General features: G+C 62.9%; 13 protein-coding genes. 11 read left to right on the top strand and 2 right to left on the bottom strand.

Translation table 11 applies throughout. The features are described from left to right. The first annotated feature begins 84 nt into the window (after nt 1–84). The 6 genes from rpsA to rfaD all read left to right on the top strand — a co-directional run bounded on the left by rpsA (nt 85) and on the right by rfaD (nt 5,813). Nucleotides 85–1,797 carry a 30S ribosomal protein S1 gene (rpsA, locus tag CVS48_RS27495; RefSeq protein ID WP_006225145.1) on the top strand — a complete coding sequence of 571 codons (1,713 nt, stop codon included), beginning with the start codon at nt 85–87 and terminating at the stop codon, nt 1,795–1,797. Nucleotides 1,798–1,800: 3 nt separating this feature from the next. Then, complete coding sequence (locus CVS48_RS27490) at nt 1,801–2,160, top strand: integration host factor subunit beta (protein ID WP_046802728.1); 360 nt, start codon at nt 1,801–1,803, stop codon at nt 2,158–2,160. A 139-nt stretch (nt 2,161–2,299) separates the two neighbouring features. Further along, nucleotides 2,300–2,614 carry a LapA family protein gene (locus CVS48_RS27485; protein WP_100857191.1) on the top strand — a complete coding sequence of 105 codons (315 nt, stop codon included), beginning with the start codon at nt 2,300–2,302 and terminating at the stop codon, nt 2,612–2,614. Between the two features lie 60 nt (nt 2,615–2,674). Beyond that, nucleotides 2,675–3,889 carry a lipopolysaccharide assembly protein LapB gene (gene lapB / locus CVS48_RS27480; protein ID WP_100857190.1) on the top strand — a complete coding sequence of 405 codons (1,215 nt, stop codon included), beginning with the start codon at nt 2,675–2,677 and terminating at the stop codon, nt 3,887–3,889. Further along, the gene (gene rfaE1 / locus CVS48_RS27475) at nt 3,886–4,827 is read left to right on the top strand and encodes a D-glycero-beta-D-manno-heptose-7-phosphate kinase (protein ID WP_100857189.1); all 942 of its coding nucleotides are present in this window, start codon (nt 3,886–3,888) and stop codon (nt 4,825–4,827) included. Before lapB ends, rfaE1 begins: the two co-directional genes overlap by 4 nt. Beyond that, complete coding sequence (rfaD, locus tag CVS48_RS27470; protein ID WP_100857188.1) at nt 4,824–5,813, top strand: ADP-glyceromanno-heptose 6-epimerase; 990 nt, start codon at nt 4,824–4,826, stop codon at nt 5,811–5,813. Before rfaE1 ends, rfaD begins: the two co-directional genes overlap by 4 nt. 91 nt (nt 5,814–5,904) lie before the next feature. Here rfaD and CVS48_RS27465 read toward each other — a convergent pair. After that, nucleotides 5,905–7,025, bottom strand: a protein-coding gene (locus CVS48_RS27465; RefSeq protein WP_100854261.1) for an IS3 family transposase whose coding sequence is annotated in 2 segments (ribosomal slippage) — nt 5,905–6,773 and nt 6,773–7,025 — 1,122 coding nt in all. Because the reading frame shifts where the segments join, the coding sequence is not laid out codon by codon here. 176 nt (nt 7,026–7,201) lie between these two features. On the opposite strand from CVS48_RS27465, the gene CVS48_RS27455 reads away from it, so the two are divergent. Then, nucleotides 7,202–7,732: a ComEA family DNA-binding protein gene (locus CVS48_RS27455; RefSeq protein ID WP_167401064.1), complete on the top strand. Its 531-nt coding sequence runs from the start codon at nt 7,202–7,204 to the stop codon at nt 7,730–7,732. An 82-nt stretch (nt 7,733–7,814) separates the two neighbouring features. After that, nucleotides 7,815–8,723: a cysteine synthase CysM gene (gene cysM / locus CVS48_RS27450; RefSeq protein WP_100857887.1), complete on the top strand. Its 909-nt coding sequence runs from the start codon at nt 7,815–7,817 to the stop codon at nt 8,721–8,723. Nucleotides 8,724–8,816: 93 nt separating this feature from the next. Here the strand turns inward: cysM and mltB are convergent, their stop codons facing one another. Next, nucleotides 8,817–9,971, bottom strand: coding sequence for a lytic murein transglycosylase B (gene mltB, locus CVS48_RS27445; RefSeq protein ID WP_100857186.1), 1,155 nt, complete (start codon nt 9,969–9,971; stop codon nt 8,817–8,819). A gap of 10 nt (nt 9,972–9,981) precedes the next feature. On the opposite strand from mltB, the gene CVS48_RS27440 reads away from it, so the two are divergent. From CVS48_RS27440 to CVS48_RS27430, 3 genes are all read left to right on the top strand, one after another. Next, entirely contained in the window at nt 9,982–10,905 is a 924-nt protein-coding gene (locus tag CVS48_RS27440; RefSeq protein ID WP_172616218.1) for a histone deacetylase family protein, read from the top strand. 70 nt (nt 10,906–10,975) lie between these two features. Next, nucleotides 10,976–11,725 carry an electron transfer flavoprotein subunit beta/FixA family protein gene (locus CVS48_RS27435; RefSeq protein ID WP_054423710.1) on the top strand — a complete coding sequence of 250 codons (750 nt, stop codon included), beginning with the start codon at nt 10,976–10,978 and terminating at the stop codon, nt 11,723–11,725. Next, nucleotides 11,725–12,654, top strand: coding sequence for an electron transfer flavoprotein subunit alpha/FixB family protein (locus CVS48_RS27430; protein ID WP_054423708.1), 930 nt, complete (start codon nt 11,725–11,727; stop codon nt 12,652–12,654). The genes CVS48_RS27435 and CVS48_RS27430 overlap by 1 nt, the downstream gene beginning before the upstream one ends. Nucleotides 12,655–12,780: the final 126 nt, after the last annotated feature.

Genomic DNA, 12,780 nt, shown 5'->3' with positions numbered 1-12,780 from the left:
GGCAGGTATTTTGACTCCACTGTGGCGGGCAATCCGCTGCGGTGTGTTCTTAACGGCCATTTCGGCCCAATGGATTTCAACCCCATGTCTTCCGTTTCCACTACCGCCACCGGCGGCGAAAGTTTCGCCGACCTTTTCGCACAAAGCCTCAAGAGCCAGGACATGAAGTCCGGCGAGGTCATCAGCGCCGAAGTCGTGCGCGTCGACCATAATTTCGTCGTCGTCAACGCCGGCCTGAAGTCCGAAGCGCTGATCCCCCTGGAAGAGTTCCTGAATGACCAGGGCGAGCTCGAAGTGCAACCCGGCGATTTCGTCTCGGTGGCCATCGATTCCCTGGAAAACGGCTACGGCGACACCATCCTGTCGCGTGACCGCGCCAAGCGCCTGTCGGCCTGGCTGCAGCTGGAAAAGGCCCTGGAAAACGGCGAACTGGTTACCGGCACCATCACCGGCAAGGTGAAGGGCGGCCTGACCGTCATGACCAACGGCATCCGCGCGTTCCTGCCGGGTTCGCTGGTGGATCTGCGTCCGGTCAAGGACACCACCCCGTACGAAGGCAAGACCCTCGAATTCAAGGTCATCAAGCTTGACCGCAAGCGCAACAACGTTGTGCTGTCGCGTCGCCAGGTGCTGGAAGCCAGCATGGGCGAAGAGCGTCAAAAGCTGCTCGAAACCCTGCACGAAGGTGCTGTGGTCAAGGGCGTGGTCAAGAACATCACCGACTACGGCGCGTTCGTTGACCTGGGCGGCATCGACGGCCTGCTGCACATCACCGACATGGCATGGCGTCGTGTGCGTCACCCGTCCGAAGTCCTGCAAGTGGGTCAAGAAGTCGAAGCCAAGGTCCTCAAGTTCGACCAGGAAAAGAGCCGCGTCTCGCTGGGCGTCAAGCAACTGGGCGAAGATCCGTGGGTGGGCCTGGCTCGCCGCTACCCGCAAGGCACCCGCCTGTTCGGTAAGGTCACGAACCTGACCGACTACGGCGCGTTCGTTGAAGTCGAAGCCGGCATCGAAGGCCTGGTTCACGTCTCCGAAATGGACTGGACCAACAAGAACGTCGACCCGCGCAAGGTTGTTACCCTGGGCGAAGAAGTCGAAGTCATGGTCCTGGAAATCGACGAAGACCGTCGTCGTATCTCGCTGGGCATGAAGCAGTGCCGTCAGAACCCGTGGGAAGAGTTCGCCACGAACTTCAAGCGCGGCGACAAGGTCCGCGGCGCCATCAAGTCGATCACCGACTTCGGCGTGTTCGTCGGCCTGCCTGGCGGCATCGACGGCCTGGTTCACCTGTCCGACCTGTCGTGGACGGAAACGGGCGAAGAAGCCGTGCGCAACTTCAAGAAGGGCGACGAGATCGAAGCCGTGGTTCTGGGCATCGATACCGACAAGGAACGCATCTCGCTGGGCATCAAGCAGCTGGAAGGCGACCCCTTCAACAACTTCGTCGCCACGTTTGACAAGGGCGCGGTTGTTCCGGGCACCATCAAGTCCGTCGAAGCCAAGGGCGCTGTGGTTACGCTGTCCGTGGACGTTGAAGGCTACCTGCGCGCTTCCGAGATCTCCTCGGGTCGCGTTGAAGATGCCACCACCGTGCTGAACGCCGGCGAAAACATCGAAGCCATGATCGTCAACATCGACCGCAAGACGCGTTCGATCCAACTGTCGATCAAGGCTCGTGACAACGCCGAAACCGCCGATACGATCCAGCGCATGTCCGACGCCAGCGCTTCGTCCGGCACCACCAACCTCGGCGCGCTGCTGAAGGCCAAGCTGGACCAACAGCGCAACGACGGTTAATTCGTGACCAAGTCGGAGCTGATCGCCGCCTTGGCGGCCCGCTATCCTCAGCTGGCCGCCCGCGACACCGATTACGCCGTCAAGACCGTGTTGGATGCAATGACCCAGGCCCTGGCCTCGGGTCAGCGCATCGAGATCCGCGGCTTTGGCAGCTTCTCGTTGTCGCAGCGGTCTCCCCGCATCGGCCGCAATCCGAAGTCCGGCGAACAAGTGCTGGTGCCTGGTAAACAGGTGCCGCATTTCAAGGCAGGCAAGGAATTGCGCGAGCGGGTTGACCTGGTCGGCGGCAACGATGAGGACGCCCAGTCCTCTGGATCGGGTGAACCGATGACGTCAATGGCAAGCTTGCACGCCATGCACTGACGGATCGGCTAGTAAGGCTGCCTACGGGCAGATCGGACCGAGAACAGGCCCCTTGAGAAATCAAGGGGCTTTGTTTTTTTCCTTCGACTGTTAAGACTCCGCTTACAATTGACAGTCTTGAATCTCTGGAGCATGCGTCATGCGCTATCTCGTCTGGGCCCTGCGATTGCTCGTGTTTATTGCCGTATTGATGTTCGCCTTGAAGAACACCGATCCGGTTGCCGTGAAGTTCTATGCGGACTACGTCGTGCAAGATGTGCCGCTGATCGTCGTGATGCTGGTTGTGTTCGTGGCCGGCGCCGTGTTCGGCCTGTTGTTGACCGTGCCCGCCGCCATGCGCCGCCGCCGCGAAGCGATCCGCTTGCGCCGCGAGCTGGACCGTGTCCAGGCCGCCGCCAACGGCACCACGCCCGTCGTGCCGCCCGAAGCCGTTGCACCGATGTCGCCGCTCTGATGGCGGGCCAATCACCGCACGTCCCGCATACCGCACTGAATTACCGCATGAGCCCGAACCGTGGATTTTGAACCTTGGTGGTTGATTTTCGTGCCGGTGTTGTTCGCGCTGGGCTGGCTGGCCGCGCGTTTCGATATCCGGCAGATGCTTCGGGAAACCCGCAGCCTGCCCGACTCCTATTTCCGGGGGCTGAATTTCCTGCTCAATGAAGAGCCGGACCGCGCGATCGACGCCTTTGTCGAAGTCGCCAAGCTGGACCCGGAAACCACGGAGCTGCACTTCGCGCTGGGTAGCCTGTTCCGCCGGCGCGGTGAAATGGAGCGCGCCATCCGCGTGCACCAAAGCCTGCTCAGCCGTTCCGACCTGCCCGATGCCGAGCGCGAGCACGCCCAGCATGAACTGGCGCAGGACTTTCTAAAAGCCGGCATGCTGGACCGCGCCGAAAGCGGTTTCGAGCAGTTGAAGGACACGCGCTATGCGCTGCCCGCGCTGCGTTCCCTGATCCGCATCTTTGAGTCCGAGCACGACTGGCCGCGCGCGATTGAAGCGGTCAAGACCTTGCAGGGCCTGGTCGACGAGCCGGTGCCGCAAATCGTGCACTACTACTGCGAACAGGCGCAAACCGCGCTATCTGCCAAGCCCGCTGACGTGGATGCCGCACACACGGCGCTTGACGCCGCCGACCACGCCTTGTCGACCACCGATGCCACGGTAGGCAAGGGTGCCATGGTGCGCACCGCCATGCTGCGCGCCCGCCTGGCATTGCTGGAGCAGGACCCGAAGCGCGAACGGCTCTATCTGGAATCGGTAATGACCGACGCGCCCGAATTCGCGGGGCTGGTGGCCGAGCCACTGCTGGCCAACTATCGCGCTGCCAATCAGATCGAGGCGGGCCTGGATTTCCTGATGAAGCAATATCAGCGCCACGCCTCGTTGGACCTCTTCAACGTCGTGTTCCGCGAACTGCGCGCGCAGCAAGGGTCGGAAGTCGCCTGGGCGTTTGCGCGCGGCGCGTTGCGCAGCCATCCGTCCTTGCTGGGCCTGGACCGCCTGTTGGAAGCCGAACTGGCCAATCCGGAAGGAGGCGCCGAAAAGGGGCCGGTACCCGGCGCCGACCTGACGCTGCTGCGCAGCCTGATCCACAAGCATACGCAACGCCTGGACCGCTATGCGTGCCGCAGTTGCGGTTTTCAAGCGCGTCGTTTTTACTGGCAATGTCCCGGCTGCAACGCCTGGGAAACCTATGCGCCGCGCCGCCTGGAAGAACTTGAATGAAGCCTTTCCCCGCCGAAGCCATTTCACAAGGTCGCGTCCTCGTGGTTGGCGACGTGATGCTGGACCGCTACTGGTTCGGTGAAGTCGAACGCATCTCGCCGGAGGCGCCTGTGCCCGTGGTGCGCGTTGCGCGCCGCGAAGACCGTCTGGGTGGCGCCGCCAACGTGGCGCGCAACGTCGCGGCGCTTGGTGGCCAGGTGACGCTGGTGGGCGTGCTGGGTGCGGACGAAGCTGGCGACAGCATTCGCCGCCTGTCCGCCGAAGCCGGCATCCATGCCGACCTGATCGCCGACCCGTCCCTGCACACCACGCTGAAGATGCGCGTGCTGGGCCGCCAGCAGCAATTGCTGCGCGTGGACTTCGAACAGCTTCCCGAACAAGCCGCGTTGGATAGCGTGGACGCCGCGCTGGCCCGGCATCTGGCCAATCATGATGTCGTGGTGCTATCCGACTACGCCAAGGGCGTGCTGACGCGCGTCGAATCGCTCGTGGCCATGGCGCGCCATGCGGGCATTCCGGTGCTGGTGGACCCCAAGGGCGACGACTATTCGCGCTATCGTGGCGCGACGCTGGTCACCCCCAACCGGGCGGAAATGCAGCAGGCCGTGGGCCGCTGGAATTCTGAAGCCGAATTGACCGATCGCGCGCAGCGCCTGCGCGCCAATCTTGACCTGGAAGCGCTGCTTGTGACCCGTTCCGAGCAGGGCATGACATTGTTTACCGATGCGGGACGCGACCACATCGATGCGCAGGCGCACGAAGTGTTCGATGTGTCAGGCGCAGGCGACACGGTGCTGGCCACCCTGGCGGTTTCACGCGCCATCGGCTTGCCGTGGACCGAGTCGATGGGCTGGGCCAACAAGGCCGGCGGCATCGCCGTGGGCAAGCTGGGCACGTCCGTCGTTACCGCCGCGGAATTGGCAGGAGAATCCTCATGATCGTCGTAACCGGAGCCGCGGGCTTCATAGGCAGCAACCTGGTGCGCGGGCTCAACCGCCGCGGCATCCATGACATCATCGCGGTTGACGATTTGACGGAGGGCGACAAGTTCGTCAATTTGGTCGATTGCCAGGTCGCCGACTACATGGACAAGGACGACTTCCGCCGCCGTGTGGCCGACGGAAGTCTGCCCGAGGTGCGTGCGGTGCTGCATCAAGGCGCGTGTTCGGACACGACCGAACGCAACGGCCGCTACATGATGGACAACAATTACCGCGTCACGCTGGAACTGTTCGAGTTCTGCCAGGCGCGCCGCATTCCGTTCCTGTATGCCTCGTCCGCCGCCGTCTATGGCGCGTCTTCGGTCTATGTGGAAGACCCGGCCAACGAAGGGCCGCTGAACGTCTACGGCTACTCCAAGCTGCTGTTCGATCAGGTGTTGCGCAAGCGCATGGACAGCCTGACGGCACAGGTCGTGGGCCTGCGCTATTTCAACGTCTATGGTCCGCACGAACAGCACAAGGGCCGCATGGCCTCGGTGGCGTTCCACAACATGAACCAGTTCCTGGAGCACGGCCACGTACGTCTGTTCGCGGGTTGGGACGGCTATGTGGATGGTGGCCAAAGCCGCGACTTCATCTCGGTCGAAGACGTGGTGGCGGTCAACCTGCACTTTTTGGATCACCCCGAGCAATCCGGCATCTTCAACTGCGGCACGGGGCGTGCGCAGCCGTTCAATGACGTGGCCGCCGCGGTCGTGAACACGCTGCGCGCCGAACGGGGAGAGGCCAACTTGACCTTGGCGCAACTGGTGGAACTGGACCTGATCCGCTATATCCCGTTCCCCGACGACCTAAAAGGGCGCTATCAAAGCTATACGCAGGCCGACGTCACCCAACTGCGTGCGGTCGGCTTTCAGGCGCCGATGCGCGATGTGCAAACGGGCGTGGCCGAATACGTACGGTATTGGCGCGCTCGCCGTTGATATCGCGCTAAGGCGCCATGACAGGAAGCCACCCTTGAGGTGGCTTTTTTTCGTCTCCGCATGGCTTCGCCCGCGTGACCTGCCCCCAGATTTAGTACGGCACCGACATAGAGTCCAGGGGTAAAAGACCTTCTTTCTGATGAGCCTGCACGAATTGCGCCGGGGTTAAATATCCGAGCGCACTGTGGGGCCGATCGGTGTTGTACTCGACCCGCCAGTTTTCGATCAAGTCTTTGGCCTGTCGCAGGGACAAGAACCAGTGCTCGTTAAGGCATTCGTCGCGGAACTTGCCGTTGAAACTTTCGATATAAGCGTTCTCCACCGGTTTACCCGGCCGGATAAACGACAGCTTTACGCCAGCTTGGTAGGCCCAGGCATCCAAGGCTCTTCCGGCGAATTCCGGACCGTTGTCCACAGTAATAGATCGCGGCAGGCCACGCATTTCAGCTAGCCGTTGCAGCACCGTGGCAACACGCACTCCCGGCAACGACGTATCGACCTCGATGGCCAGGCATTCGCGAGTGTAGTCATCGACGATATTCAAACAACGGAACCGGCGGCCATAGGCTAGGCCGTCGGCCACAAAGTCCATCGACCAACTTTGATTCGGCGCGGTTGCCGCTGGGCGAACCACGCGCTCGGTCGCCGCGATGCGCTTACGCTTGCGTTTGCGCACGCTCAACCCTGCCAGGCTGTACAGCCGCCAGACTCGCTTGTGATTTGCTTGCCAGCCTTCGCGACGTAAGAGCACATGGATTCTCCGATAGCCATAGCGTCGTTTGGCCACTGCCATCTCTTTCATGCGCTCGGTCAGAGCAGCATCGCCTATGCGCGTGCTCCCGTAGGCAAACAACGACCGCGAAATTCCTACCAGCCCGCAGGCCCGGGTAACACCCATGCTGCGCTCGGCCATCAATGTCCTGACCGCCTCGCGCTTGGCCTGCGGGCTGACTACTTTCGGCTTAGCAGATCCTGAAGCGCCGCCTTGTCCAGCATCGACTCGGCCAACAGCTTCTTGAGCCTGTTGTTCTCCTGCTCCAGCTCCTTGAGCCGCTGAGCGTCCGACACCGTCATGCCACCGAACTTCGCCTTCCAGTTGTAGTACGTTGCCTCGGAGATACCGTGCTTGCGGCACAGTTCTGCGGGCTTGGCACCCGCATCGGCCTCCTTGAGCACGCCGATGATTTGTTCTTCCGTGAATCGTTTCTTCATTGCCATTCCTTTGGGAACGGACTCTACATCGATTTCGTACTAATCACGGGGAGCAGGTCACGCGTAGTTCCCGAGGTGGATCATTCCATTCACTGCCCGGCCCAAAAGCGGGGCGGAAAGTCATGATCTGGGTGTGGTTCGGCACCTGCCGCGCCCATTCTTTCTGGAGACTTCCCATGAACGCTTTTTCCGTACCCGCCGTCGCCCGGCGCTCCTTGACCATGCCTTGGCACAAACGCCATGCGCGTCAGGTGGCTGGGGGCACGCAGGGCGGGCGCCGCTTGTGGCAGCACACCCTGGGTGCGATCCTGCTGATTGGCGGACTTGGTTTCGCCGCACCCGAAGCGCGGGCGCTGGATGTGAACCAGGCCAGCGCGCAGCAATTGGAGACCATCCGCGGTATTGGTCCTCGCACGGCCGAGATCATCATCAACGAACGCGAACGGGGCGGCCGCTTTGATTCGTTCGAAGACCTGGCTGAGCGGGTGCGCGGTATCGGCGAGAAGAAGGCAAAGGCACTGGAAGCGGCCGGCCTGCAGGTGGGTGAAGGGGATGCCGCAACCCAAGCCGCCGCAGCGACTGCCGCCTCGGCACCGGCTGCCGCAGCCGCGGCGCCAAGCAGCTCAGCCGCTTCCAAACCGGCCGGAAAACCCGCCAACCGGCCGGCCACCGGCAAAGCTGCCCCCCCGCAGCCCAGCCGGCCCTGACGGCACCAGGCCGCCTGGGAACCCCTGGCACGAGCGCGGCTTTTGCCCGCGCTCGCTATCGGGCGGAGTTATGATCTTTCGCATGACTACTACCTACCCCACTATCGAGCAGACCGTCGGCAATACGCCTTTGGTGCGTTTGCAGCGCATTCCCGGTGCCGCGGGCGCCGCGCGTGGCAACGTCATCCTGGCCAAGCTGGAAGGCAACAACCCCGCCGGTTCCGTGAAGGACCGCCCAGCCTTGTCGATGATCCAGCACGCCGAAGCGCGCGGTGACATCAAGCCGGGCGATACCCTCATCGAAGCCACCAGCGGCAACACCGGCATCGCCCTGGCCATGGCGGCCGCGATGAAGGGCTACCGCATGATCTTGATCATGCCCGACAACCTGTCGGTGGAACGCCGCGCGGCCATGGCGGCTTATGGCGCCGAGCTGATCCTGACGCCGGCCGACAAGGGCGGCATGGAGTATGCCCGCGACCTGGCCACCGAGATGCAGGCGGACGGCAGGGGCGTGGTGCTGGACCAATTCGCCAACCCCGATAATCCGCGTGCGCACGTGGAATCCACCGGTCCGGAACTCTGGACGCAAACCGATGGGCGCATTACCCACTTCGTCAGCGCCATGGGCACCACGGGCACCATCATGGGGGTGTCGACCTACCTGAAGTCGCGCAATCCGGCCGTACAGATTGTCGGTGCGCAGCCGGCCGAAGGGTCGCAGATACCCGGTATCCGCAAGTGGCCCGAAGCCTATTTGCCCAAGATCTTCGACCGCAGCCGTGTGGATGCGTACGAATCCATCGAGCAGTCGGAAGCCGAAACCATGGCCCGTCGGCTGGCGGCGGAAGAGGGCATCTTTGGCGGCATCTCGTCCGCGGGCGCGCTGGTTGCCGCGTTGCGCGTGGCCGAGCGCGTCAACGACGCGACCATCGTGTTTATCGTGTGCGACCGTGGCGACCGCTACCTGTCGACGGGCGTCTTCAACTGAGCCTGTTTTGTCTCGGGGCGCAGCCCACAAAAAGATCGCCCCGTCATGAACGGGGCGATTTTTTTTCAGGCGCGTAAATCAGCGGGCGGCTGATCAGCGAGTGACCCGCGCTTCGATCTCGTAGGCCAGATCCGCCACCGAGGTGGCGTAGAAATAGCTGCGGTTGTACTTGGTCAAAGCGAAGAAGTTGGGCGTGCCGACGCGGTATTGCGCTGTGCCTCGTGCTTCCTCGACCAGGTCCACAACCCCCAAGGGCTGGGCGCTCCAGCCCGCGCTGGATGCGCCCGGCTGCAAGCGCGCGCCGGCCGCCGACAGTGTCGTCCAGCTTTGCTTGGGTTCCAGCCCGCCGTCGACCAACGGGGTGGGATCGGCCGGCAGCACCACGGGTGCAAACACCGGCAAACCGCGCTGCCAGCCATGCTGGGCCAGGAAACTGCCCACCGACATGATGGCGTCCTGCGTATTGCTCGTCAGGTTGATATGGCCATTGTCATCGCCGTCCACCGCGTAATGCATGATGCTGGTCGGCATGAATTGCGGCATGCCGATGGCGCCCGCATACGATCCCCGCGTTTCAAGTTCCAGCTTGTCTTTCATGACCAGCGTCAGGAAGTCCGCCAGTTGGCCACGGAACATCGTGGCGCGTTCGGGTTTGTTGGGGTCGGGGTAATCGAAGGCCAGCGTGGCCAGCGCATCCAATACCCGGAAATTGCCCATGTTGCGGCCGTACAGCGTTTCGACGCCGATGATCGACGCGATGATCGGCGCCGGCACGCCGAAGCGCTGGGCCGCCTGGTTGAGCAGGTCGCGGTTTTCGTTATAGAAGTCCACGCCCCAGCCGATACGCTTGGGCTCGACAAAGCGCGACCGGTAGGTCAGCCAGCTACGCCAGATTTTCTTGCCCGGTGGTGACGGAGCGATCAAGCGCGACACCGTGGCGTTGTAGCGCGAGCTCTCAAGCGCCTTGACCATCGGGTCCAGCGGCAGTTGGCGCTCGGCCGCCAGTTCTTCGACAAAGCTGCGCACTTCCGGGCGTAGCGCACCGGTGGCGGTCAGCGTGGCGGGCGCGTCATCCGGCAGTTCGGAGCCTGGTGTCGGCGTGGTGGGTCCGATGCGGATCGCGGTGTTGGCGGAGGCGGCCGTGGGTTGGGCCGAAAGCGAATTTGGAGCGGTGGGAGCGGTGGTGGAGCAGCCCGCCAGCAGGGCGGAGAGCGTTCCGAGTTGCAGTAATCGCCGACAGATGAACATAATCTTCCTTATGGAGACCATGTATCTTACCCACCCGACATGCCGCTTGCATGAAATGGGCAGTTGGCACCCCGAAAGCCCGCAGAGGCTGGACGCCATTTCCGACCAGTTGCTGGCCAGCGGCTTGATGCCTTATCTGGACGATCGGCAGGCGCCCCAGGCGTCGCGCCACGACCTTCTGCGCGTGCACACCGTCCAGTATCTGGACAGTTTGCGCGAACATACGCCGGACCAAGGGTATTACCCAATCGATCCGGACACGCTGATGAATCCCCACACCTATGAAGCCGCCCTGTATGCGGCCGGCGCGGGTGTGGCGGCGGTGGACGCGGTGATCGGCGGGGAGGCCCGCACGGCGTTCTGCGCGGTGCGTCCGCCCGGCCACCATGCTTGCCGCTCGCAGGCCATGGGGTTCTGCTTCTTGAACAACGTGGCGATCGCGGCGCGCCATGCGCTGGAATTCCACGGCCTGTCGCGCGTGGCCATCGTTGATTTCGATGTGCACCATGGCAACGGCACCGAAGACGTCTTCGCGGGCGATGAGCGTGTGCTGATGTGCAGTTTCTTCCAGCATCCGCTCTTTCCCAACAGCGGTACCGAGCAGCCGGCGGCCAACATGGTGAACGTGCCCGTGACCGCCTACACGGTGGGGGCCGCGGTCAGGACGATCGTCACCGACACCTGGCTGCCCAGGCTGGAGGCCCACCGCCCGGAATTGATCCTGGTGTCGGCGGGTTTCGACGCCCACCGAGAGGACGACATGGGCCAGATGGGGTTGGTGGAAGCCGACTACGCCTGGATCACCGAGCAGCTCGTGGAGGTGGCCGAACGGCATAGTCAGGGCCGGATCGTCAGCACGCTTGAAGGTGGTTACAACTTATCTGCCCTAGGGCGCAGCGTGGTTGCGCATATACGAGCGCTGGCGAAGCTGTAGAATCAGGAAAAAATTGTGCAATGCGATCCCGGCGCATGCCGGGTATTTATTTCCATTTGGAGGCAGCGGGATGAAGGTGTTGGTACCTGTCAAGCGCGTCGTTGACTACAACGTCAAGGTGCGCGTCAAGTCGGATCAGACTGGCGTGGATATCGCCAATGTGAAGATGTCCATGAACCCCTTTGACGAAATCGCCGTCGAAGAAGCGACCCGGCTCAAAGAGAAGGGTGCCGTCGCTGAAGTCGTGGCGGTTTCTTGCGGCGTCGCGCAATGCCAGGAGACGCTGCGCACCGCCATGGCCATTGGCGCCGATCGCGGCGTGCTGGTCCAGACGGACGCTGAACTGCAGCCGCTGGCCGTGGCCAAGCTGTTGAAGGCCTTGGTCGACAAAGAGCAGCCGCAACTGGTGATCCTGGGCAAGCAAGCCATCGACGACGACGCCAATCAAACCGGCCAGATGCTGGCCGCGCTGCTGGACTGGCCCCAAGCCACGTTCGCCAGCAAGGTTGAACTGGCCGACGGCAAAGTCACGGTCACTCGCGAAGTGGACGGCGGCCTGGAAACGTTGACGCTGACGTTGCCGGCTATCGTCACCACCGACTTGCGCCTGAACGAGCCGCGTTACGTCACGCTGCCGAACATCATGAAGGCCAAGAAAAAGCAGTTGGACACCGTCACGCCCGAAGAACTGGGTGTTGATGCCGCGCCGCGCCTGAAGACGCTGAAGGTCAGCGAGCCGCCCGCCCGCAAGGCGGGCATCAAGGTGGCCGACGTTGCGGCCCTGGTGGACAAACTCAAGAACGAAGCGAAGGTGGTCTGATGACGACGCTGGTTATTGCCGAACACGATAACGCCCAGTTGAAGGGCGCAACCCTGAACGCCGTCGCCGCCGCCGCCAAGATCGGGGGCGACGTGCATGTGCTGGTCGCCGGCGCCAATGCGCGCGCCGTGGCTGACCAAGCCGCTGCTGCCGCCGGTGTCGCCAAGGTCCTGCTGGCCGATGCGCCGCAACTGGCTGACGGCCTGGCTGAAAACGTGGCTGCCCAGGTGCTGGCCGTGGCGTCGAACTACAGCCACATCCTGTTCCCTGCCACCGCGTCGGGCAAGAATGTGGCGCCGCGCGTGGCCGCCAAGCTCGATGTGGCGCAGATTTCGGACATCATCGGCGTGGAATCCGCCGATACGTTCCAGCGCCCCATCTACGCGGGTAACGCCATTGCCACCGTGCAATCGGCTGACGCCGTGAAGGTCATCACCGTGCGCACGACGGGCTTTGACGCCGTTGCCGCGCAAGGTGGCTCGGCCGCCGTGGAAGAGATCGCCGCCGTTGCCGATTCGGGCAAGTCCACGTTCGTGGGCCGCGAAGTGGCCAAGAGCGACCGCCCCGAACTGGCCGGCGCTCGCGTCGTGGTTTCGGGTGGCCGTGGCTTGGGCAGCGCTGAAAACTTCAAGATCCTGGACCCGCTGGCTGACAAGCTGGGCGCGGCGCTTGGCGCGTCGCGCGCCGCCGTCGACGCCGGCTATGCCCCGAACGACTGGCAGGTTGGCCAGACCGGCAAGATCGTTGCGCCGCAGTTGTACGTGGCCGTCGGTATCTCGGGCGCCATCCAGCATCTGGCCGGCATGAAGGACTCGAAGGTCATCGTGGCCATCAACAAAGACCCCGAAGCGCCGATTTTTGGCGTGGCGGATTATGGCCTGGTGGGCGACCTGTTCCAGGTCGTGCCTGAACTGACCGGCGCGCTGTAACGCACAGCAGCTTCACTGGTATGAAAGCCCCGCGGACGCAGGTCCGCGGGGCTTTTTTTGATCTGCAATCTTCTTCGACTATTTGATATGCCTGTAGTATTTCTTTTGATTTTCTGAAAGATTCTG

Source organism: Achromobacter spanius (assembly GCF_002812705.1).
GTDB classification, from domain to species: domain Bacteria; phylum Pseudomonadota; class Gammaproteobacteria; order Burkholderiales; family Burkholderiaceae_B; genus Achromobacter; species Achromobacter spanius.
The sequence above is the reverse complement of the archived record's forward strand: the minus strand, read 5'-3'. Positions and strand labels throughout refer to the sequence as shown.

Coding starts and splice junctions, on each gene's coding strand:
- cysM (WP_100857887.1), top strand. CDS start 7,815: ATGACTACTACCTACCCCACTATCGAGCAGACCGTCGGCAATACGCCT.
- mltB (WP_100857186.1), bottom strand. CDS start 9,971: ATGTTCATCTGTCGGCGATTACTGCAACTCGGAACGCTCTCCGCCCTG.
- CVS48_RS27440 (WP_172616218.1), top strand. CDS start 9,982: ATGGAGACCATGTATCTTACCCACCCGACATGCCGCTTGCATGAAATG.
- CVS48_RS27455 (WP_167401064.1), top strand. CDS start 7,202: ATGAACGCTTTTTCCGTACCCGCCGTCGCCCGGCGCTCCTTGACCATG.
- CVS48_RS27485 (WP_100857191.1), top strand. CDS start 2,300: ATGCGCTATCTCGTCTGGGCCCTGCGATTGCTCGTGTTTATTGCCGTA.
- rfaE1 (WP_100857189.1), top strand. CDS start 3,886: ATGAAGCCTTTCCCCGCCGAAGCCATTTCACAAGGTCGCGTCCTCGTG.
- rfaD (WP_100857188.1), top strand. CDS start 4,824: ATGATCGTCGTAACCGGAGCCGCGGGCTTCATAGGCAGCAACCTGGTG.
- CVS48_RS27435 (WP_054423710.1), top strand. CDS start 10,976: ATGAAGGTGTTGGTACCTGTCAAGCGCGTCGTTGACTACAACGTCAAG.
- CVS48_RS27430 (WP_054423708.1), top strand. CDS start 11,725: ATGACGACGCTGGTTATTGCCGAACACGATAACGCCCAGTTGAAGGGC.
- rpsA (WP_006225145.1), top strand. CDS start 85: ATGTCTTCCGTTTCCACTACCGCCACCGGCGGCGAAAGTTTCGCCGAC.